We start from the raw sequence: 21640 nt of genomic DNA, 5'->3' as shown, positions 1-21640 counted from the left end.
GTGACCCAGGTCACCGATACCATCGATACCACTACCGTGACCTTGACCGCGACTCCGTCCGTGGCAGAAGGCGGCGTAGTGACGTACACCGCATCGGTCAACCACAAGGTCACCGGTTCGGATCTGGTGGTGAAGTTGGCCAACGGCCAGACCATCACCATCCCGGTGGGTGAGTCGTCGGCTTCGGTACCGTTCACCGCGCCGAACAACGTCCACAACACCAACCTGGACCTGAGCAACAAGATCACCAGCATCTCGGGTGGCAACTACGAGAAGACTGTGGCTGTCGGCGAGCCAGTGACCACCGTCACCGACAACCCGGCAACCCCGGACATCACCACGCTCTCGCTGACCGCGACCGACACCGTGGCCGAAGGCGGCAAGATCACCTACACCGCCACCTTGAGCAACCAGGCCGGTACCGATCTGGTGGTCAGGCTGAGCAATGGCGAGAGCATCACCATCGCGGCGGGCCAGAAGCAGGGTTCGATCACCATCGACGCCCCGGGCGACGATGTGTACGTTGACGCAGGGAACGTTCAGGCCAAGATCGACGGCACCACCGGCGGCGACTTCGAGCTGCTGGCTACCAGCGGTGCCTATGCGGTAACCAAGGTCACCGACACCATCGACCAGACCGGCCTGAGCCTGAGCGCCACGCCGACCGTCGCAGAAGGCGGCCAGATCACCTACGTCGCCACCCTGACCAACAAGGCTGGCACCGACATGACCGTCAAGCTCAGCAACGGTGCTGTGATCAGCATCGAGGCGGGCAAGCTCTCCGGCTCCGTGACCGTTCCGGCGCCCGCCGATGACGTCTACATCGATGCAGGCAACGTTTCGGCGAAGATCACCGAAACCAGCGGTGGCAACTTCGAGAAGCTGAACGTCAGCGAGACGGCGGCGGTGACCGCGGTCTCGGATACCATCCAGACCACCACCCTGAGTCTCAGCGGTACCACTGCCGTGGCTGAAGGTGGCAACGCCACCTACGTCCTGAACCTGACCAACAAGGCCGAGACCGACGTCACCGTCAAACTCAGCTACACCGGTACCGCCGCCGATGGCACGGACTACACCGGCGTCGCCACCGTGGTGATCAAGGCCAACACCACGCAGGGCACGTTCACCATCCCGACCTTCAAGGACAACGTCACCGAGGGCACCGAGCACTTCACCGTCAAGATCGACTCGGCCACTGGCGGCAACTTCGAGAAGCTCGACATCAGCACCAGCGCCGGTAGCGTGACCACCCAGATCTTCGAGCCGGCTCCGGTGCTGGACCTGGATGGCAACAACTCCAGCGGCAAGACCGGTGCCGACTACCAGACCACGTTCACCGAGAACCAGCCGGGCAGCGGCGTGTCGATCGGCGATGTGGACGTCACCATCACCGACTTCGACAGCTCGCAGCTGACAGGCGCGACGGTCACCCTGACCAACCGCCAGCCGGGTGATGCACTGAACCTGGGCAACAGCGTCAACGGCATCTCGATCAACGCCAACAGCACCGATGGCAAGGTAGTCCTGACCTTGAGCGGCTCTGCATCGCTGGCCGACTATATCCAGGCAATCAAGAACATCACCTTCATCAACAGCAGCGAGAACCCGAGCACCACGCCACGCGTCATCACCGTGACGGTGACTGACGGTGTGAACACCTCCAACACCGCCACCACAACGGTCAATGTCATCGCCGTCAACGATGCCCCCGTCGCCACCGGCGGCGCCGTCAGCGGCGTGGAAGACACCCCGCTGGTGCTCGGCTGGAGTGACTTCAACGTTTCCGACGTCGACAGCGCCCTGTCGAGCCTGGGCTTGACCTTCACCCAGCTGCCGACCGGTTCCCTGCAGTTGTTCAATGGCAGCGCCTGGGTCAACGTCGCCCAGAACCAGACGGTCAGCCAGGCCGACATCGCTGCTGGCAACCTGCGGTTCGTGCCGAAAGCCAACGAGTCGGGTACCGATGGTTATGGTGGCACCGGCGTTGGCAACAAGCAGGCCGACTACGCCCAGATCAAGTACAAGCCTACCGACGGTAGCGCTGCGGGCGGCGAGGCGACGCTGAAGGTCGACATCACGCCTGTGGCCGACAAGCCTGACCTGAACATCGGCAGCAACAACGCCGCTTCGCTGGGCCTGACCCGTGAAACCTGGACTAGCCTCACTGGCCTGGGCACCAACGGCAACGGCATCAGCGGTGCAGCGCTGAAGACCGTGTTCGCCAACTCCGGCAGCGCCGGCAAGACCGAGCAGGTTACCAGCGCCGACTCGGCTGGCAGCGTCGCCGCCGGCAGCGGCTCGAAGACCTCCGGCCTGATCTATCTGGAAGCCGGCCAGACCTACACCTTCAGCGGCGTAGCCGATGACAGCATGCAGGTGTATATCGGAAAAACCGCCGTGGTCGGCGCCACCTGGGGTGCGGGTGGCGGCATCGCAGGCAGCTACACGCCGCCGGTCAGCGGCTACTACACCCTGGAAATCTACCACGCCAACCAGTCCGGCCCGGGCAGCCTGGACATCAACGTCAAGGTCGGTAACGGCCCGGTGACCGACCTGAACAACTCGGCCATCCCGATGTACCCGAACGTGACTGCGATGGGTAACGCCGGGCTTTCCGTGTCCGACTTCCATGGCAGCGACGGCCAGGGTTACTACGACGGCTACAAGCTCAACGAAGGGCCGGAGAACGGCACCGTCAAGCTGGTCGGTATCTCGACCAGCCTGACCGACACCGACGGTTCGGAAAGCTTGAGCGTCAAGCTGGACGGCATCCCGGCAGGTTCGGTGCTCAGCGATGGCGCCGGCCATACCGTCACCGTCGGCGCCACTTCGGTCGACGTCACCGGCTGGAACCTTGGCGGCCTGAGCATCAAGCCGCCGGCGTACTACCAGGGCAGTTTCGATGTGAAGGTCACCTCGACCGCCACCGAGGGTGTTGGCGGCAGCAAGGCCTCCACCGAAGGCTTGATCAAGGTAACCGTCTATCCGGACACCTATACCACCAGCAACCTGACCACCGACAGCGACTCGTTCACCGGCACCGTCAGCAACGACGTCATCGTTGCCGACATCAGCGGCCTGCACGTGACGCCGGGTCAGGACTACAACATTGCGTTCATCGTCGATACCTCCGGCAGCATGGGCAGCGCGGTCGATGCCGCGCGCAACTCGCTGAAGTCGGTGTTCGATACCTTGGCCAACAGCGTCAAGGGCGCGCAATCCGGCACGGTGAACATCCTGCTGGTGGACTTCTCCACCCAGGTGAACAGTACCGTTTCGGTCAACCTCGGCGACAAGAACGCGTTGAGCTCGCTGTACACCGCGCTCAACACGCTCTACTCCAGCGGTTCGACCAACTACGAGGATGCCTTCAAGACCACCGCCAACTGGTTCAAGCAGTTGATGGAGGCGGGCAACACCGGCAGCCGCCAGACCTTCTTCATCACCGACGGTCAGCCGAACGTGTATCAGTCTGGTGAACGCGAGGGCACCTTCAAGAACATCGGCATCACGGTGGATTCCGTGCTCAAGTCGATCGGCTACAAGTTGGGCGACGTGGTCAGCTACAAGATGGTGGGCAGCGACAACCGCTTCAGCATCGATGCCAAAGGCAACATGACCGCCGAGTACTACAACAAGGGATGGCGTACCGACAGTGGTGCTTCTGGGCAGCTGCACCCGCAGGGCGATGGCACTTTCGAGTTCTCCTACACGGAAAACGGTTACTACGCGGACTCCAATTCGCAACAGAGCTTCCTGTTGCTGTCGAGCCTGTCCGGCGTGGAAGCCATCGGCTTGAACAGCGCGGTCAATGTCAACGACCTGAAGCCTTACGACAGCGATAGCAAGCCGCAGACCAACATCGACCCGAGCAAGCTGGCGGAAGCAATCCTGGGCCACAGCGAAGCCACCACGCCAGGCAACGACACTGTCAACGGCGGCGACGGCCACGACATCATCTTCGGTGACCTGGTGAGTTTCGGTTCGGTCGCCGGCAACGGTGTGGAGGCCATACAGGGTTATGTGGCAGGCCAGCTGGGGATGGCTGTGGGGGATATCGACGGCCGCGTGCTGCACAAGTACATCGTCGAGCACGTCAGCGAATTCGATGTCTCGCGCAGCAACGACGGCAATGACCTGCTCAACGGCGGCGCCGGCAATGACCTGCTGTTCGGCCAGGGCGGCGACGACACTCTGGATGGTGGCAAGGGCAATGACATCTTGATCGGCGGCCTGGGCAAGGACACCCTGCTGGGTGGTGAAGGTAACGACATCCTGCTGGGCGGCAAGGGTGATGACACCCTGACCGGTGGCAGCGGCGCCGATACCTTCGTGTGGAAGTCTGGCGATACCGGCAGTGATGTGATCAAGGACTTCAAGGTGGCCGAGGGCGACCGTATCGACCTGAAGGACCTGCTGCAGGGCGAGAAGGGCAGCACCATCGACAACTACCTGAAGCTCACCACGGTGGAAGGCACGACGACGCTGCAGGTCAGCAGCGAAGGCAAGCTCAACGCCGCCGGTGGTATCGCCAACGCCGACGTGACCATCAAGCTGGAAGGGGTGAACTGGTCCAACACCACGATCAACTCGTTGATCAGCGGTGCTGACCCGACCATCATCATCCACAATAAAGACAGCTGATCGCCGGCAAGTCAGCTCCTACAGGGATAGCGCAAGGCTTTGGTCAATTTCCAAAAGCTGGCGCGGTCCCTGTGGGAGCGGCCGTGGCCGCGAACACCGGCGTAGCCGGTGCCATCCACCGCGTCGCCTGCTTCGCGGGCTTGCCCGCTCCCACAGGGGAATGCGTATGCCACAGGTCAACGCTGCACCTGTGGCTCTTTCCTGCCATCTTCCGACAGCGCATACTCTGGCGCCGGAGCTGCGTGCCCGGCGATCTTTGCCTATGCTGCTGTCTACCATCAAAGGACCAACGTGACGAGGGACACCGCCATGTTCTACGTGCAACGCGATGCCGCCGGCCAGTTGCGGCGGGTAGAAGCGGCCGCTTTCGACGAGTTCACCGAAATGCTTCCCGCCGACCATGCCGACATCCAGGAATGGTTTGCCGATGACGTCGTGGAAAACAGCCTCAACCAGCTCAAGCAAAGCGACCTGGACATGATCCGCGTGCTCGAGGACCTGATCGATGTGCTGACCGCCAAAGGTGTGTTCAACATTACCGACCTGCCGGCTGGCGCGCAGACCAAGCTGCTCAACCGCTCCAAGGCGCGCAAGGCGCTCAGCAGCCTGACCAACCTCATCGAAGAAGAAGAGCAGGGCGGGTTGATCTGATCATCGGCGAGCAAATCCCGGTGCTATGGTTATTCTCTAAAGGTATTTAAATTATTGCTCTTATGACTTTATAGTCACTTCCACTGCGTACCCGTCGACCAATCGATGCGCCGCACGACTTGAACCCACACGGGAAATCCCCGTGCGTTTCTGATCGTTGCGCGCCATTGAAGTCGCGCACTGCGTGGGAGTGAAAAATGTCAGCCGCCTCGAACGCCTTGTCGATCATCGACAGCGCCCAGCCGCAACGCTTCGAAATCCGCCCGTTCTCCGGTGCCGTAGGCGCCGAGATCGTCGGCCTGGACCTGGCCAGACCGGTCAATGCCGAGGATTTCACCCGTATCCATCGCGCCCACCTCGACCACCATGTGCTGGTGTTCCGCGACCAGCGCATCAGCCCGGACCAGCAGATTGCCTTCAGCCGCCGCTTTGGTGAGCTGCAGATCCATGTGCTCAAGCAGTTTCTGCTCGCAGGCCATCCCGAAATCCTGATCGTTTCCAACATCATCGAGAACGGCCAGAACATCGGCCTGGGTGATGCCGGCAAGTTCTGGCATTCGGACCTGTCGTACAAGGAATTGCCCAGCCTCGGCTCCATGCTGCATGCCCAGGAACTGCCCAGCGAAGGTGGCGACACCCTGTTCGCCGACATGCACAAAGCCTGGGACGCCGTCCCGGCAGCCCTGCGCAAGGTGATCGAGGGCCGCAGTGCCGCTCATTCCTACACCGCCCGTTACGCCGAGACCAGGTTCGAAGGCAACTGGCGCCCGACCCTGACCGCCGAGCAGCTGGCGCAGGTTCAGGAAGTCATCCACCCGGTGGTCCGTACCCACCCGGAAAACGGTCGCAAGGCACTGTTCGTCAGTGAAGGCTTCACCACCCGCATCGTCGGCCTGCCAGACGACGAGAGCCGCGACGTGCTGCAACAGCTGTACGCCCTGAGCGTGCTGGAGCAGAACATCTACCGCCATCAGTGGCAGCCCCACGACCTGGTGTTCTGGGACAACCGCTCGCTGATCCACCTGGCCACCGGCTGCCCCGCACACCTGCGACGCAAGCTGTACCGCACCACCATCCAGGGCGATGCCCCGTTCTGACGACTGAGGAACCCATCATGCGCAAATCCATCAGCCGCCTGGCGGCAAGCATCGGCCTGGGCGCAAGCCTGGTCATCGGCAGCCTGGCGGCCCCCGCCGTGGCGCAGGCCGAAGGCAAGATCCGCATCGCCGAGCAGTTCGGCATCGTCTACCTGTTGCTGAATGTGGTGCGTGACCAGCACCTGATCGAAAAGCACGGCAAGGAGCAGGGCATCGACATCGAGGTCGACTGGGCCCAGCTGTCGGGCGGGTCGGCCATCAACGACGCCCTGCTGTCCGGTTCGGTGGACATTGCCGGCGCTGGCGTCGGCCCGCTGCTCACGGTGTGGGACCGCACCAAGGGCCGACAGAACGTCAAGGCCGTCGCCTCGCTGGGCAACTTCCCGTACTACCTGGTCAGCAGCAACCCCAACGTGAAGACCGTTGCCGACCTTTCCGACAAAGACCGCATTGCCGTGCCAGCGGTAGGCGTGTCGGTGCAGTCGCGCTTCCTGCAGTACGCCGCTGCCCAGCAGTGGGGCGACAAGGAATACAACCGCCTCGACAAATACACCCTGGCCGTGCCGCACCCGGATGCCACCGCTGCGCTTCTGGCCGGCGGCACCGAGCTCAACGGGCACTTCTCCAACCCGCCGTTCCAGGACCAGGTACTGGCCAACAAGAACGTGCACGTGGTGCTTAACAGCTACGACCTGCTCGGCCCCAACTCGCCGACCTTGCTGTTTGCTACCGAAAAATTCCGCCAGGACAACCCGAAAACCTACAAGGCCTTCATCGATGCCCTGGCCGAGGCTGCGGATTTCGCCCAGAAAGACAAGGCGGCCGCCGCCGATACCTACATCCGCGTGACCAAGGCCAAGATCGACCGCGACACGCTGATCAAGCTGATCGACAACCCGCAGTACGAATTCACCGTCACGCCAAAAAACACCTACAAGCTGGCCGAGTTCCTCTATCGGGTGGGTGCCATCAAGCACAAGCCGGCGTCGTGGAAGGACTACTTCTTCCAGGATGAACGCCCGCTGCAAGGGAGCTGACCGATCATGACCGCCCCATTGCCAGGCCACACGGCCAGCAACCTGAGCCGTGTCGCCACGCCGCCGTTGCTCAAGGTGGCCAACCTCAGCCTCGAATACCGCACCGCGCAACGCGTGGTGCGCGCCACCCACCAGGTCAGCTTCGAAGTCGACCGTGCCGACCGGTTCGTGCTGCTTGGCCCCTCCGGTTGCGGCAAGTCCACCCTGCTCAAGGCCGTGGCCGGGTTCATCCAGCCGCAGGAAGGGCAGATTCTGCTGCAAGACCAGCCGGTCCGCGGCCCGGGCCCTGACCGTATCGTGGTGTTCCAGGAGTTCGACCAGCTACCGCCGTGGAAGACGGTGAAGCAGAACGTGATGTTCCCGTTGCTGGTATCCGGCCAGCTGAAACACGCCGAGGCCGAAGAGCGGGCACTGCATTACCTGGAGAAGGTCGGCCTGGCCGCCTTCGCCGATGCCTACCCGCATACGCTGTCGGGCGGCATGAAGGCCCGCGTGGCGATCGCCCGGGCGTTGGCCACGCAGCCGAAGATCCTGCTGATGGACGAGCCGTTTGCCGCACTGGACGCACTGACCCGGCGCAAGATGCAGGAGGAACTGCTGCTGCTGTGGGAGGAAGTGCGCTTTACCCTGCTGTTCGTCACCCATTCCATCGAAGAAGCGCTGGTGGTCGGCAACCGCATTCTGCTGCTGTCGCCACACCCGGGGCGGGTGCGTGCCGAAGTGCACAGCCACCAGTACGACCTTGGCAGCCTGGGTGGCAGCGACTTCCAGGCCAGCGCCCGGCGCATCCACCGTCTGCTGTTCGACGAGGCGGACGACCTGCCGCAGCCGGACGACCTCGGTTTCAACGACATCCGCATCGCATACTGACAGGAGTTTCAGCCATGACCCCTACACCTGTACGCCAGGAATACGAGGTGCAGCTGCAGCCCCTGCTGAGTGTGCCTGTGGAGCGCCGACTGCCTCTGGCCCAGCGCCTGTGGCAGCAGGGCTGGTTGCGCAAGGCGGTTATCCTGCTGGTGATCGCTGCGCTCTGGGAAGCCGTCGCCCGTTATCAGGGCAACGACCTGTTGCTGCCAGGTTTCCTGCAAACCGCCGTGGCCCTGTGGGATGGCCTGGTCAGCGGAGAACTGCCGGCCAAGGTCGGCGTGTCGCTGGTCATTCTGCTCAAAGGGTACCTGCTCGGCATCATCCTCGCCTTCGGCCTGACCAGCCTGGCAGTTTCGACCCAGCTGGGCCGCGACCTGCTGGGCACGCTGACCTCGATGTTCAACCCGCTGCCGGCGATTGCCTTGCTGCCATTGGCCTTGCTGTGGTTCGGCCTGGGTGACAACAGCCTGATCTTCGTGCTGGTGCACTCGGTGCTGTGGGCGCTGGCGCTCAATACCTACGCCGGCTTCCTCGGCGTGTCGGAGACCTTGCGCATGGCCGGTCGCAACTATGGCCTGAGGGGGTTGCGGCTGGTGCTGCACATCCTGGTGCCGGCGGCGCTGCCGTCGATCCTGTCGGGGCTGAAGATCGGCTGGGCCTTCGCCTGGCGCACCCTGATCGCCGCCGAGCTGGTGTTCGGCGCCAGCAGCGGCAAAGGCGGGCTGGGTTGGTACATCTTCCAGAACCGTAACGAGCTGTATACCGACAAGGTGTTTGCCGGCTTGGCGGTGGTGATCCTGATCGGCCTGCTGGTGGAGGGGCTGGTATTCAACACCCTGGAGCGGTTGACCGTGCGGCGCTGGGGGATGCAGCGCTAACTGCAGGCCTGTGCCGGCCTCTTCGCGGGCTTGCCCGCTCCCACAGGAAAACCACACGCTTCAGCATCTGCGCAGTACCTGTGGGAGCGGGTTTACCCGCGAAAGGGCCAGCACAGGTTACGAATTCTGGTACTGCGCAGCCGCATTGCTAAGAATCCGGCCAATCTCCTCGCGCAACCCACCCGGCTGTTCCACCACAACCCCATCGCCATGGCTCAACAGCCACCAGCGCAACGGCCAGCCATCGCTTACCGTGGCGCGCAACCGGTGCCCATGCTCCAGCGCCGTCAGCTGCATGTCGCTGCTGAGCGGCGCATCCCGCAACTGTCGCGCCAGCGCATCGCTGATCCGCGCTACCAGTTCCACACCCTGACCTTGCGCCACTTGCAGCGCATCCCCGCGCAGGTGCGTCAGCAAGTCGAAGTTGCCGCGCAACTCGCCCACCGCGCTCGCCGACCAGTGCCAGCCAAACGGGATGCTCTTGTCATTGCGCTCCAGCGGAAATATCAGTGATAGCTCGTTGAGGTCGCGTTCGACCGTGCGTTTGCTGACAGAGAAGCCCACATCACGCAGGCGCCAGACCAGCTCGGCGCTGGTAATGCCTGGGGAACGGCTGGGCAGCTGGCGCAGCAGCGCCCACTGACGGCTGAGGGTGGCGCGAGTGGTGGCGAACGGCAAAAGATAACGTCCTTGTCTAGGCTTGCCGCAATAGGATGGCGGCAGGCGTGGGGCATGGCAATTGGCCACGGCCTGCTCAGATCAAGGAAGTCGCATTTGGTTGCCTGGTGCCGAATCGTTCGCGACAGGTTTTGACGTTACGTCACGCAGAATCACGCCTCATCACAGCCGAAGGTTGGGGTTGTGCGTCGTTCAATGAGGATGAACATGTCTGCTGCCAGCAATATCCATTCGCTGCTCGCCCGCTTGCTGCCCGAGCGGGTCATTGCCCCACCGGCCGTTGTCGGAAGGCGACAGCGCCTGTTTGCCGGTGTGGGGCTGCCCAGTTCGCGCGCGCTGCTGGTCAGCCGTCTGGACGAGGCCAGCGATGTGCAGGCGGTCTATATCGACCTGCGCCGGCAGGCGCTGCAAGGCAACGTGGCGGCGCTGAACGACCTCGGCTGGATCTGGCTCAACGGCAAGTACTGGCGCGCCGACACTGTGTTGGCCGGCCACCTGTTGCGCATGGCGGCCCTGCAAGGCAATGCGGCAGCGTGGTTCAACCTGGGCCAGCAGCACTACTTCGGCAAAGGCATCGAGCCCTCCTATGTGCAGGCGGCGGAGTGCTACCGCCAGGCTTTTGAGCGGGGCATGCTGCATGCCGCTGCCGCGTTGGGTGACCTATACGAGGAAGAGGTGTGCGATGGCGAGCTGCAGTGGCAGGTCGACCTGGTGCAGGCCTATCAGTGGTTCCTGCGCGGTGCCGAACGGGGCGAGGCACGCTGCCGATTCGAGGTGGGTTACCGGTTGCTGCACGGGCTGTATGTGGAGGCCGACATCAAGGCTGCGCTTTATTGGCTGGAGCTGGCGGCTGCGGCAGGGGTGGTGCAGGCGGCCGAAGAGCTGGCGGTGCACTTCAGCAGCCGGGACGAGGCGCGCTACCAGGAATGGCGTGACCGAGCGCTGCAGATGGGCAGTACTTTGGCCTTGACCATGAAGCTGGAAGACCAGATACAGCCTTGAATTCTTGTTGTCTGTCCGGCCCTCTTCGCGGGTAAACCCGCTCCCACAGGTACCGCACATGGCTTGAACCTAGGCAGCACCTGTGGGAGCGGGTTTACCCGCGAAGAGGCCGGCACAGGCAGGCAAAAGCCCTGCATGAACAACAATTCATCCATCCCCCCGGTTGACGACAGGGGTAGGCACAAGCGTATATTGATAGTTAGCAAACTATGAATATGCCTGGTTCCTGTCATGTCCCTTGATCTCCTGCGCCTGCAAGTCAGCAGCGGCATGGTGGTTGCCGCCCGCCACTGGCGGCGCATTTGCCAGACCGCGCTGACCGGCTACGGCATTTCCGAGGCCTGCGCCACGCCGCTGCTGATGATCGTGCGCCTGGGCGACGGCGTGCATCAGGTGGCCGTGGCCCAGGCCGCCGGCCTGGAAAGCCCGTCGCTGGTGCGCCTGCTCGACCAACTGTGCAAGGCTGGCCTGGTCTGCCGCAGCGAAGACCCACTGGACCGCCGTGCCAAGGGCCTGAGCCTGACCGCTGAGGGCCGCGCCCTGGCCGAAGCGATCGAAGCCGAGCTGGTGCGCCTGCGTCGCGAGGCGTTGCAGGGTATCGACCAGGCCGACCTGGAAGCCGCCTTGCGCGTGCTGCGGGCTTTCGAGGCCGCCGGCCTGGGCAAAACAGGCGGGGCGGCATGAGCGGGTTTTTCAGCTCGGTGCCCCCGGCCCGCGACTGGTTCTACGGCGTGCGAACTTTCGCCGCTTCGATGATCGCGCTGTACATCGCCTTGCTCATGCAATTGCCGCGGCCCTACTGGGCCATGGCCACGGTGTACATCGTTTCCAGCCCATTCCTCGGCCCCACCAGTTCCAAGGCCTTGTACCGTGCCTTGGGTACGCTGCTCGGTGCCGGTGGCGCGATTTTCCTGGTACCGCCGCTGGTACAGTCGCCGGTGCTGCTGAGCATCGCCATTGCCCTGTGGACCGGCACCTTGCTGTTCCTGTCGCTGAACCTGCGCACTGCTAACAATTACGTGCTGATGCTGGCTGGCTACACCTTGCCGATGATCGCCCTGGCGGTGGTCGACAACCCGCTGGCGGTGTTCGATGTGGCGTCCTCCCGTGCCCAGGAAATCTGCCTGGGCATCGTCTGCGCGGCGGTGGTCGGGGCGGTCTTCTGGCCGCGCCGGCTGGCACCGGTGGTAGTCGGCGCCACGGGTAACTGGTTCGCCGAGGCGATTCGCTACAGCGACACCTACCTGGCCCGCCAGGCCAGTGCCGAACAGGTGGGCGGCATGCGCGGGACCATGGTCACCACCTTCAACTCGCTGGAGCTGATGATCGGCCAGCTCGGCCATGAAGGCGCCGGGCCGCACACCCTGAAGAACGCCCGCGAGCTGCGCGGGCGCATGATTCACCTGCTGCCGGTGATCGACGCCCTCGACGACGCCCTGGTGGCCCTGGAAGGCCGCGCTCCGGCACAGTTCGCCCAGTTGCAGCCGCTGCTCGACGCCTCCCGCGAATGGCTCAAGGGCACTGCCGACAGCGCCTCGGTGGCCCGCTGGAGCGCCCTGCACGAACAGATCGAGCGCCTGCAACCCGGCGCCGCAGCCCTCGACCAGCGCGCCGAACTGCTGCTGTCCAACGCCCTCTACCGCCTGAGCGAATGGGTCGACTTGTGGCAAGACTGCTGCAGCCTGCAACATGCCCTGCGCAGCGACGACGCCAAACCCTGGCGCGCGGTCTATCGCCACTGGCGCCTGGGCCGCCTGACGGCGTTCTTCGACCGTGGCCTGATGCTGTATTCGGTGGCCTCCACCGTACTGGCGATCGTTGTCGCCTGCGGCCTGTGGATCGGCCTGGGCTGGAACGACGGCGCCAGCGCGGTGATCCTCGCCGCCGTGTCGTGCAGTTTCTTCGCCGCCATGGACGACCCGGCGCCACAGATCTACAGGTTCTTCTTCTGGACGCTGATGTCGGTCATTTTCTCCAGCCTGTACCTGTTCCTGGTGCTGCCGAACCTGCACGACTTCCCGATGCTGGTGCTGGCCTTCGCCGTGCCGTTCATCTGCATCGGTACCCTGACCGTGCAGCCGCGCTTCTACCTGGGCACCTTGCTGACCATCGTCAACACCTCGACCTTCATCAGCATCCAGGGCGCTTACGACGCGGACTTCTTCACCTTCCTCAATTCCAACCTGGCCGGCCCGGTGGGGCTGTTGTTCGCCTTCATCTGGACCCTGGTGATGCGCCCGTTCGGCGTGGAGCTGGCGGCCAAGCGCATGACCCGCTTTGCCTGGCGCGACATCGTCGAAATGACCGAACCGGCCAGCCTGGCCGAGCACCGCCAGGTGGGTGTACAGATGCTCGACCGCCTGATGCAGCACCTGCCGCGGCTGTCGCAAACCGGCCAGGACAGCGGCGTGGCGCTGCGGGACCTGCGCGTGGGGCTGAACTTGCTGGACCTGCTGGCGTACATGCCGCGGGCCGGGCAGCAGGCCCGCGAGCGGCTGAACACGGTGGTCGCAGAGGTGGGCGCGCATTATGCCGCCTGCCTGCGCGCCGGCGAGCGCCTGCACGCCCCGGCCGCGTTGCTGCGCAACATGGAACGCGCGCGCCTGGCGCTGAATCTGGATGAACTGTACGAGCGTGGCGATGCCCGTACCCACCTGCTGCATGCCTTGAGCGGCCTGCGCCTGGCGCTGTTGCCGGGGGTCGAGGTGATGCTTGAGCCAGCCGAACAACCGCAACTGCCCCCCGGCCTCGACGGAGCGCCCCTGTGATTGGTGAACTGGATATCAGCGGGGTCTTCCTGCCTACGCTGCTGGTGATGATGTTTGGCACCTACCTGCTGTTCCTCGGGGTGCACGCGGTGCTGGTGCGCGTGCACTTCTACCGCCTGGTCTGGCACCGGGCGTTGTTCAACGTTGCCTTGTATGCCGTGCTGCTTGGCGCGGTGGACCACTTTTGCCGAAACCTGATGCTGCCATGAAAAAACCTTTGCTGACCTTGGGCCGTGTGGTCCTGACCTTGCTGGTAGTGACCTTCGCCGCCGTGCTCGTGTGGCAAATGGTGGTGTACTACATGTTTGCCCCCTGGACCCGCGACGGCCACATTCGCGCCGATGTGATCCAGATCGCCCCGGATGTGTCCGGGCTGATCCAGAAGGTCGAGGTGCGCGACAACCAGACCGTCAAGCGTGGCGATGTGCTGTTCACCATCGACCAGGACCGCTTTACCCTGGCCCTGCGCCAGGCCAAGGCAACCCTCGGCGAACGCCAGGAGACCCTGGCCCAGGCCGCCCGCGAGGCGCAGCGCAACCGCAAGCTCGGCAACCTGGTTGCCGCCGAACAGCTGGAAGCAAGCCAGTCCCGCGAGGCCCGCGCGCGGTCCGCCGTCAGCGAAGCGCAGGTGGCTGTCGATACCGCCCAGCTCAACCTCGACCGCTCGGTGGTGCGCAGCCCGGTGGACGGCTACCTCAACGACCGTGCGCCGCGTAACCACGAATTCGTCACCGCCGGCCACCCGGTGCTGTCGGTGGTCGACAGTGCCTCGTACCACGTCGACGGCTACTTCGAGGAAACCAAGCTGGGCGGCATCCATATTGGCGATGCCGTGGACATTCGCGTGATGGGCGACAACACTCGCCTGCGTGGCCATGTGCAAAGTTTTGCGGCTGGTATCGAAGACCGCGACCGCAGCAGCGGCGCCAACCTGCTGCCCAACGTCAACCCGGCGTTCAGCTGGGTGCGCCTGGCCCAGCGTATTCCGGTGCGGATCGCCTTCGACGAGGTGCCGCAAGACTTCCGCATGATCGCCGGGCGCACTGCCACGGTGTCGATCCTAGAGGGCCAGCGGCCATGAAGCAGCTGATCCTGGCTGGCCTGTGTCTGTCGCTGGGGGCCTGCATGATGGCAGGCCCCGACTACCAAGTGCCGAACGGCGCGGCGGTGCAGCGCAGCGACCTCAACGGCCCGCTGCGCCAGGATGCCGATAGCGTGGTATCGGCGCCGGTGCCCGAGGACTGGTGGCAGCTGTATCAGGATCAGCGGCTGAACCAGCTGGTGCGCCAGGCGCTGGCGGCCAACACCGAGTTGCGCGTAGCTGCAGCCAACATCGCCAAGGCCCGTGCCCAGGTGGAGGTAGCCGAGTCGCAGGGTGGTTTCAACGGCGGCGTCAAACTGGGCGCCCAGCGCCTGCAGGAGTCTGGCGAAGCCTTCCTGCTGCCCGAGAAAGTGCCGGTGGCCAACATCGGCGAGGCCATCCTCAGCGCCTCGTACCAGTTCGACCTGTGGGGTACCTTCAAGCGCGGCACCGAGGCTGCCAAGGCCAATGCCGACGCGGTGCAGGCCGCCGCCGATACCGCCCGCATCACCCTGGTCGCGGATGTGGTCAAGGCCTACACCCAGGTGTGCTCGGCCAACGAGGAATACCACATCGCCCGCGCGTCGCTCGACCTGCAGGAGCAGAGCGTGAAGCTCAACCAGCGCCTGCGTGATGCTGGCCGTGGCGATGAAACCCAGGTCACCCGCTCGCAGACCCAGTTCAAATCCTTGCGCGCCGAGCTGCCACGCTTCAAGGCCGAGCGCGAGACTGGCCTGTACACCTTGGCGGCGCTGCTGGCCACACCGGTCGACCGGCTGCCTGCCGGCACGGCCGATTGCGCCGAGCTGCCACACCTGAGTCAGCTGGTCCCGGTGGGCGATGGTGCGGCCCTGCTCAAGCGCCGCCCCGACGTGCGCCAGGCCGAACGCCAACTGGCGGCCGCCACCGCCAACATTGGCGTGGCCACCGGCGCGTTGTACCCGGACATCAGCATCGGCGCTCAGGTCGGCACCATCGGTATCCTCGAAAACCTCGGTGAGCCGGCTACCAACCGTTGGGGCTTCGGCCCGCAGGTCAGCTGGACCATCCCCACCAACGGCACCCGCGCGCGCATTCGCATGGCCGAAGCCTCTACCCAGGCGGCCTTGGCTAACTTCGATGGGGTGGTGCTGAACGCCATTCGCGAAACCCAGACGCGTCTGGCGCAGTACAGCGCTTTGCTGGACCGGCGCGATGCGCTGGCCGAGGCAGAGAAATCGGCGAAGGAAGCGGCGGAGCAGACGCACCGCTATTACCAGGCAGGGCGTGAGTCGTTCTTGGCGGATTTGCAGGCGACGCGGACCTATACCGACATGCGCGCGCAGCTGGCAGCGGCTAATAGCCAAGTGGCGCAGGGGCAGATTGGCGTGTTCCTGGCGTTGGGTGGGGGGTGGAAAGACACCGCCAAGCCTTAAGGCCCGATCGCCGGCAAGCCAGCTCCCACAGGTACTCCACTGCATTCGAGACCTGTGATTAACCTGTGTGAGCCGGCTTTTCCATGCCTTGAAGTTGGTGCGGGTCCTGTGTGGCTTGCCGGCGATCGAGGGCAAAGCCCTCGCCTAGGTTCTGGAGCCGTAAGACATTTCCGAACCTGAAACCAAATGCTTCAGTTCGGACGCCCTGTCGAATTATCCTACAGCACCTGTCGGAAGGTGCTGTCTTGGCTGGAAAGTGTTCCCGGAATACTGTCGTGGGGTCGCCTCGCAAGGCGATCGGGCGTGAGACACCCGGATTTCATTCGGTAGCACCGCTTTATGGCGGTCGTGTGCGGACAGGCTTCGGCCTGGCCGGGATTACCGTATGTCCCGTGTCTCACACCGTGCACGACTGCCACCCAACTTCGTGAGACAAGGAGGGGAGCAGTTCAATCCCCATACGGAGTTCCGCCATGAACAAGCTCGTCCCCGATCCACCAGGTACCGATCTGCTGCTGCTCGACCCTCCCGCGCTCTCACTGATCGATCCACTCAGCCCCCAAGACTGCGAAGTGCTGATCAGCGCCATCACCCTGACCATCGATCACACCACCACAGTCCTGCTCGACAACCCTCCCGGCGACATGCGCAATGCCATGGGCATGAATATTCGATTGCTCTGCCGCCTGATCAACGCCGTGTGCGACCACACCCATGCAACCCACCGCGATCAAGGAGCGACCCGATGAGCGATGATCCGAGAGATTCCGCAACCGCTGGGGTGGAAACCTTCGACCTGTTCCGCCTGCAACCCAATGTGCCGTTCAGCCATGCCTTTTCGCAGTTGTCCATGCTGCTCGGTTGTATCCGCCACCTGACTACCGAAGCGGAAATGGAGAATGACTGCATTGCCGGCAGCGCTGCGCGGATACTCAGTGAAATGGCCAAGGCGCTCATCGATGATATGGAGCGAGGAATGAGCAAGGTTCTTCAATAGCCTTCAAGCACCTGGGGCCGCTGTGCGGCCCATCGCCGGCAAGCCAGCTCCCACAGGTACTCCACTGCATTCGAGACCTGTGATTAACCTGTGTGCTGGCTTGCCAGCGATGAGGCCCTGACAGGTCAGCTCCTGCTGTAAAACTGATGAGTAACTTTGTGGGAGCTGGCTTGCCAGCGATGGGGCCCTCACAGGCAATACCCGATCAGAGCCAGATCGCATCCCAATGCGGATAATCCCCTACCCTCACAACCAGACCCGCCCGTTTCGGGTTCATGACGATATACCGCGCCACATCTTGCACATCCTCCTCCCGGCGCAACGCCCGGTCATGAAAACCTTTCTGCCAGAGCTGACCGCTTCGCCCTCTATGCCTGTTGATCATCATGGTGCTACGAGACTTCACCCGGCGCATCAAGCGCTTCAGGCTGGCCGGCCCAAGTTCGACCAGCCAGTGAAGGTGGTCAGGCATTACCACCCATGCCAAAGATCGGGCGGCACCTTCCTCTTCAGCCTGGCGGAACTCCGCCACCAGCAAACGGGCCGAGTGAAAGTCATTAAAGATTGGGGCTCTGTTAAGGGTGGTAAGCAAATACAATCGGCTGGTTTCCGAGAACCGGCCGAGCCGCAACTGCTCTGAATGGGGACGATCCATGTTCCCTGCCTCCTGATGTATTGCTCGACAGGCTAGTGGCTATGGATCTGCTGCTGATGAATCAATTGGTACCCGGTGTTTCCAGTGACATCCGTGTAGCCTTGATCGCCGGCAAGCCAGCTCCCATAGCGATCCCGTCCGGTCCTCGCTCAGGACATCCTGTTTCATCTGATTTGTAGCAAGATTTTTCATGAAATCCGCCCGACGCCCTTGAGCGAAGCAAAGTGGAAGTGAACAATGTTCTCTTTCGCATTCCCTTCGAGACTGGCCATGAAAACCCGTTCCCGTCTGCTTGCCTGGCTGCCGGCCATATTGCTCGGCCCGGTGCTGGCGCTGTGTAGCACTTTGGCGCTGGCCGAAGCCCCCGCCGAGGCCACCAAGGCCCTGCACCTGCTGGATTACATTGGCGCCGACTACCCGCCGACCGTGCAGGACGGCAAGGTGATCGACGACGGTGAATACCGCGAGCAACAGGAATTCAGCGCGGTGCTGGCCGACCTGGTCAAACAGTTGCCCGCAAATGCCGAGCAAGCCCACCTGGAGCAAGGCATCCAGGCGCTGCGTGAGGCCATCGATCAGCGTCAGGAAGGCCCGGCAGTCGCCAGGCAGGCCCGCCAGCTGGGCGCGCGCCTGGCGGTAGCCTACGAAGTCAGCCAGGCCCCGGTGATTACCCCGGACCCGGCCCGTGGCGCTGCACTGTATGCGCAAAACTGTTCGATCTGCCACGGCGACACCGGCGCCGGCGACGGCCCGGCTGGCGTCGGCCTGGAACCTGTCCCCGCCAACCTGCGCGATGCCTCGCGCCTTGACCAGTTGAGCCTGTTCGACCTCTACAACACCCTGGCCCTTGGCATCGATGGCACCGAGATGCCGTCGTTCGCCGACCAGCTGGACGACCGCCAGCGTTGGGATGTGGCTGCCTACATCGCCAGCTTCACCGCCAAGCCGGAAGCCGGCAAGGGCGACAAGGCCTGGAACATCGCCGACCTGGCCCGCCAGACGCCGGCCGAAGTGGCCGCCACCGAGGGCGCCGCTGCGCTGGACGCCTTCCGCGCCCAACGGGCCCAGCCACCGCAGGTCAAGCGCGGCCCGGCGCAACTGCTCGAATACACCGCCAGCACCCTGGACAAGAGCCTGGCGGCCTACCGCGCAGGCGACCACGACCAGGCTTACGACCTGTCGGTGGCGGCCTACCTGGAGGGCTTCGAGCTGGTGGAGAGCTCGCTGGACAACATCGATACCCAGGCGCGCAAGGACACCGAAAAATCGCTGATGGCCTATCGGCAATCCTTGCAGGATGGCCTGCCCGTAGCCCAGGCCGAGCAACGCCTGGCCGAAGCCAAGGGCAAGCTCGAACAAGCGGCAAAACTGCTGGGCAGCGATGGCCTGAGCTGGTCGCTGAGCTTTGTTTCCGGCTTGCTGATCCTGCTGCGTGAAGGCCTTGAGGCGATTCTGGTGCTGGCGGCGATCCTGGCCTTCCTGCGCAATACCGGCCAGCAGTCGGCGGTGCGCAGCGTCAACATCGGTTGGGGCCTGGCGCTGCTGGCCGGTTTCGCTACCTGGGCGCTGGCGGCCTACGTCATCGATGTGGGCGGTGCCCAGCGGGAATTGCTGGAAGGCTGCACGGCGTTGTTCGCCGCAGTGATGGTGCTGTGGCTTGGCGTGTGGATGCACGACCGCCGCCACGCCGCTGCCTGGCAAGACTACATCAAGAGCAGCCTGGTCAGTGGTGGTGGGCGCTTTGGTTTTGCCGTGCTGGCGTTCTTCTCGGTCTACCGCGAACTGTTCGAAGTGATCCTGTTCTATGAAACCCTGTGGCTGCAGGCCGGGCCTGCCGGGCACCAGGCGGTGCTGGCGGGTGGCGCCACGGCGCTGGTGCTGCTGGTGGGGTTGGCCTGGGTGATCCTGCGTGGCTCGGCCAAGCTGCCGCTGTCGCTGTTCTTCAGCATCAACGCCGGGCTGCTGTGCGCCTTGTCAGTGGTGTTCGCCGGGCATGGCGTGAAGGCGCTGCAAGAGGCCGGGGTGCTGGGTACACGGCCGGTGGCGTTCTTCGAATTCGATTGGCTGGGGATTCATGCCGACGCCTATTCGCTGTCGGCGCAGGCAGTGGCCTTGCTGGCCATCGTGTTCCTGTACGGGCGTTCGCGTCTGGTAGAAAAACGCAGGGCGACCGTTCACTGACCGGGGCCGCGCTGCGGCCCATCGCCGGCAAGCCAGCTCCCACCCCGAGCGCATAGGCTTCAAGCCATTTGCAGTACCTGTGGGAGCCGGCTTGCCGGCGATGGGCTGCAGGGCAGCCCCTAGCATTATCAGTTCAAGCCGGTTGTGGCGCCTTGAGGATGTTCTGCAACAGCTGGACACTTTCGACGGCGTCATGACCCAGGCTGGTCAGGTAGCCACCATCAGGTTGGTCGGTCAGCCCCTTTTCATGCAGGCGTTGCGCCGCGGCAACCAGAGCAGGGGAGGCGTTCTTGTGAATCTTGATGCCTTCCTGGCTGCTGTCATGCTTGAACAGCGCGAGCACTTCCAGTTCGGCGATCAAATCGGGGGTAAAAGGCATGGCGACTCCTGACTTCCAGACAAGGATGGCGGCACCTATGGTGGTGCCTGACCTAGGAGTGTAGTCGGGTTATTCGTCGTCGCCTTGATCCATCTCAGGGGGCAGTTCCGGCAGCGCACGCAGGGCGTTTTCATACCACTCGCCGTTGAACGCGCGGTCTTCCACCAGCATGTTGTCGATCTCGAAGGCCAGCACATGGGCCATCAGGTTGAGGATGTCTTCACGCTCGTAGCCAACCAGGGTCAGCTTGTTGAAGGTGGCCTTGGCTGCAGGCGGCTCGCCGCTTTCGATCTGGTTTTCGATGGCCTGGGTCAGCGTTGCCTCGGCGAAGGCTTCGTCGTCGTCATTGTCGATATCGGTTGGCTCGCTCATGGCGCTACTCCTGTGTTTGGACGCACAGTGTGCCACGCCTGTAGCGGCAATGCCCGGGCATTGACGTGGCGCATGACACTGGTCAGCAGCTGGCGATCGGTCTATAAAAGCCGGGCCAACCCCTTACGGCCTGGAGGCTGTTACCTCATGCTCAAGCTTCATGGATTTGCGGTCAGCAACTACTACAACATGGTCAAGCTGGCCCTGCTGGAAAAAGGCCTGCCCTTCGAGGAAGTCACCTTCTATGGCGGCCAGGCCCCACATGCGCTGGAAGTGAGCCCGCGCGGCAAGGTGCCGGTGCTGCAGACCGAACATGGCTTTCTCAGCGAAACCAGTGTGATCCTCGACTACATCGAGCAGACCCAGGGCGGCAAGGCGCTGCTGCCGGCCGACCCGTTCGGCCAGGCCAAGGTGCGCGAGCTGCTCAAGGAAATCGAGCTGTACATCGAGCTGCCGGCCCGTACCTGTTACGCCGAGTCGTTCTTTGGCATGTCGGTGGAGCCGCTGATCAAGGAAAAGGCCCGGACCGACCTGCTGGCCGGGTTTGCCACGCTCAAGCGCAACGGCCGCTTCGCACCCTACGTGGCGGGTGAGCAACTGACCTTGGCAGACCTGATGTTCTGCTTCTCGGTCGACCTGGCCTGTGCCGTGGGCAAGAAGGTGCTGAACATCGACTTCCTGGAAGATTTCCCCCAGGCCAAGGCGTTGCTCGGGCTGATGGGCGACAACCCGCACATGGCGCGGATCGTGGCAGACAAGGAGGCGGCGATGCCGGCCTTCATGGAGATGATTCGTAGCGGTAAACGCTGAGAATAGTGTTGCGGCATTCGCGGGTAAACCCGCTCCCACAGGTACAGCACTGCTTTTGAAGCCAGTGCAACACCTGTGGGAGCGGGTTTACCCGCGAACGAGGGCGAAGCCCTCGCAATAGG

The 21640-nt window shown here is 63.6% G+C and carries 20 protein-coding genes; 16 read left to right on the top strand and 4 right to left on the bottom strand.

The window, feature by feature from the left end:
* The 6 genes from C6A77_RS08865 to C6A77_RS08835 all read left to right on the top strand — a co-directional run bounded on the left by C6A77_RS08865 (nucleotide 1) and on the right by C6A77_RS08835 (nucleotide 9180).
* Nucleotides 1–4647, top strand: a complete 4647-nt coding sequence (locus C6A77_RS08865; protein WP_346330246.1) for an immunoglobulin-like domain-containing protein — start codon at nucleotides 1–3, stop codon at nucleotides 4645–4647.
* A gap of 309 nt (nucleotides 4648–4956) precedes the next feature.
* Nucleotides 4957–5298 carry a tryptophan synthase subunit beta gene (locus tag C6A77_RS08855; protein WP_114169114.1) on the top strand — a complete coding sequence of 114 codons (342 nt, stop codon included), beginning with the start codon at nucleotides 4957–4959 and terminating at the stop codon, nucleotides 5296–5298.
* Nucleotides 5299–5495: 197 nt separating this feature from the next.
* Nucleotides 5496–6395 (top strand): TauD/TfdA family dioxygenase, encoded by a 900-nt coding sequence (locus C6A77_RS08850; protein WP_114169113.1) that lies wholly within the window; start codon nucleotides 5496–5498, stop codon nucleotides 6393–6395.
* A 17-nt stretch (nucleotides 6396–6412) separates the two neighbouring features.
* A complete protein-coding gene (locus C6A77_RS08845; RefSeq protein ID WP_114169112.1) occupies nucleotides 6413–7432 on the top strand; it encodes an ABC transporter substrate-binding protein in 1020 nt (339 codons plus the stop codon).
* A 6-nt stretch (nucleotides 7433–7438) separates the two neighbouring features.
* Nucleotides 7439–8302, top strand: a complete 864-nt coding sequence (locus C6A77_RS08840; RefSeq protein ID WP_114169111.1) for an ABC transporter ATP-binding protein — start codon at nucleotides 7439–7441, stop codon at nucleotides 8300–8302.
* A 14-nt stretch (nucleotides 8303–8316) separates the two neighbouring features.
* Nucleotides 8317–9180 (top strand): ABC transporter permease, encoded by an 864-nt coding sequence (locus tag C6A77_RS08835; protein WP_114169110.1) that lies wholly within the window; start codon nucleotides 8317–8319, stop codon nucleotides 9178–9180.
* A 117-nt stretch (nucleotides 9181–9297) separates the two neighbouring features.
* On the opposite strand, the gene C6A77_RS08830 is transcribed toward C6A77_RS08835, so the two are convergent.
* Entirely contained in the window at nucleotides 9298–9858 is a 561-nt protein-coding gene (locus C6A77_RS08830) for a WYL domain-containing protein (RefSeq protein WP_114169109.1), read from the bottom strand.
* 207 nt (nucleotides 9859–10065) lie between these two features.
* Between C6A77_RS08830 and C6A77_RS08825 the strand changes: the two genes are divergently transcribed.
* The 8 genes from C6A77_RS08825 to C6A77_RS08790 all read left to right on the top strand — a co-directional run bounded on the left by C6A77_RS08825 (nucleotide 10066) and on the right by C6A77_RS08790 (nucleotide 17121).
* Nucleotides 10066–10860 carry a tetratricopeptide repeat protein gene (locus C6A77_RS08825; protein WP_114169108.1) on the top strand — a complete coding sequence of 265 codons (795 nt, stop codon included), beginning with the start codon at nucleotides 10066–10068 and terminating at the stop codon, nucleotides 10858–10860.
* Between the two features lie 231 nt (nucleotides 10861–11091).
* Nucleotides 11092–11544 carry a MarR family transcriptional regulator gene (locus C6A77_RS08820; RefSeq protein ID WP_114169107.1) on the top strand — a complete coding sequence of 151 codons (453 nt, stop codon included), beginning with the start codon at nucleotides 11092–11094 and terminating at the stop codon, nucleotides 11542–11544.
* Nucleotides 11541–13628, top strand: coding sequence for an FUSC family protein (locus tag C6A77_RS08815; protein WP_114169106.1), 2088 nt, complete (start codon nucleotides 11541–11543; stop codon nucleotides 13626–13628). The genes C6A77_RS08820 and C6A77_RS08815 overlap by 4 nt, the downstream gene beginning before the upstream one ends.
* Nucleotides 13625–13837 carry a DUF1656 domain-containing protein gene (locus C6A77_RS08810; protein ID WP_114169105.1) on the top strand — a complete coding sequence of 71 codons (213 nt, stop codon included), beginning with the start codon at nucleotides 13625–13627 and terminating at the stop codon, nucleotides 13835–13837. Before C6A77_RS08815 ends, C6A77_RS08810 begins: the two co-directional genes overlap by 4 nt.
* The gene (locus C6A77_RS08805) at nucleotides 13834–14709 is read left to right on the top strand and encodes an HlyD family secretion protein (protein ID WP_114169104.1); all 876 of its coding nucleotides are present in this window, start codon (nucleotides 13834–13836) and stop codon (nucleotides 14707–14709) included. Before C6A77_RS08810 ends, C6A77_RS08805 begins: the two co-directional genes overlap by 4 nt.
* Nucleotides 14706–16124 carry a TolC family protein gene (locus tag C6A77_RS08800; RefSeq protein ID WP_114169103.1) on the top strand — a complete coding sequence of 473 codons (1419 nt, stop codon included), beginning with the start codon at nucleotides 14706–14708 and terminating at the stop codon, nucleotides 16122–16124. Before C6A77_RS08805 ends, C6A77_RS08800 begins: the two co-directional genes overlap by 4 nt.
* Nucleotides 16125–16597: 473 nt before the next feature.
* Nucleotides 16598–16873 (top strand): hypothetical protein, encoded by a 276-nt coding sequence (locus C6A77_RS08795; RefSeq protein WP_114169102.1) that lies wholly within the window; start codon nucleotides 16598–16600, stop codon nucleotides 16871–16873.
* The gene (locus tag C6A77_RS08790; RefSeq protein WP_114169101.1) at nucleotides 16870–17121 is read left to right on the top strand and encodes a DUF3077 domain-containing protein; all 252 of its coding nucleotides are present in this window, start codon (nucleotides 16870–16872) and stop codon (nucleotides 17119–17121) included. The genes C6A77_RS08795 and C6A77_RS08790 overlap by 4 nt, the downstream gene beginning before the upstream one ends.
* 205 nt (nucleotides 17122–17326) lie before the next feature.
* Here the strand turns inward: C6A77_RS08790 and C6A77_RS08785 are convergent, their stop codons facing one another.
* Entirely contained in the window at nucleotides 17327–17776 is a 450-nt protein-coding gene (locus tag C6A77_RS08785; protein WP_114169100.1) for a transposase, read from the bottom strand.
* Nucleotides 17777–18013: 237 nt separating this feature from the next.
* Here C6A77_RS08785 and C6A77_RS08780 point away from each other — a divergent pair, with 237 nt between their 5' ends.
* Nucleotides 18014–19957, top strand: coding sequence for a cytochrome c/FTR1 family iron permease (locus tag C6A77_RS08780; protein WP_114169099.1), 1944 nt, complete (start codon nucleotides 18014–18016; stop codon nucleotides 19955–19957).
* A 133-nt stretch (nucleotides 19958–20090) separates the two neighbouring features.
* On the opposite strand, the gene C6A77_RS08775 is transcribed toward C6A77_RS08780, so the two are convergent.
* Entirely contained in the window at nucleotides 20091–20336 is a 246-nt protein-coding gene (locus tag C6A77_RS08775) for a TIGR02647 family protein (protein WP_114169098.1), read from the bottom strand.
* Between the two features lie 69 nt (nucleotides 20337–20405).
* On the bottom strand, nucleotides 20406–20708 hold the full coding sequence (locus tag C6A77_RS08770) for a hypothetical protein (protein ID WP_010951568.1): 303 nt from the start codon (nucleotides 20706–20708) through the stop codon (nucleotides 20406–20408).
* A gap of 147 nt (nucleotides 20709–20855) precedes the next feature.
* On the opposite strand from C6A77_RS08770, the gene C6A77_RS08765 reads away from it, so the two are divergent.
* Entirely contained in the window at nucleotides 20856–21518 is a 663-nt protein-coding gene (locus C6A77_RS08765; RefSeq protein ID WP_114169097.1) for a glutathione S-transferase, read from the top strand.
* Nucleotides 21519–21640 lie beyond the last annotated feature (122 nt).

Origin of the sequence: Pseudomonas sp. AFG_SD02_1510_Pfu_092 (assembly GCF_003331055.1) — a bacterium.
Lineage (GTDB): Bacteria > Pseudomonadota > Gammaproteobacteria > Pseudomonadales > Pseudomonadaceae > Aquipseudomonas.
The sequence above is the reverse complement of the archived record's forward strand: the minus strand, read 5'-3'. Positions and strand labels throughout refer to the sequence as shown.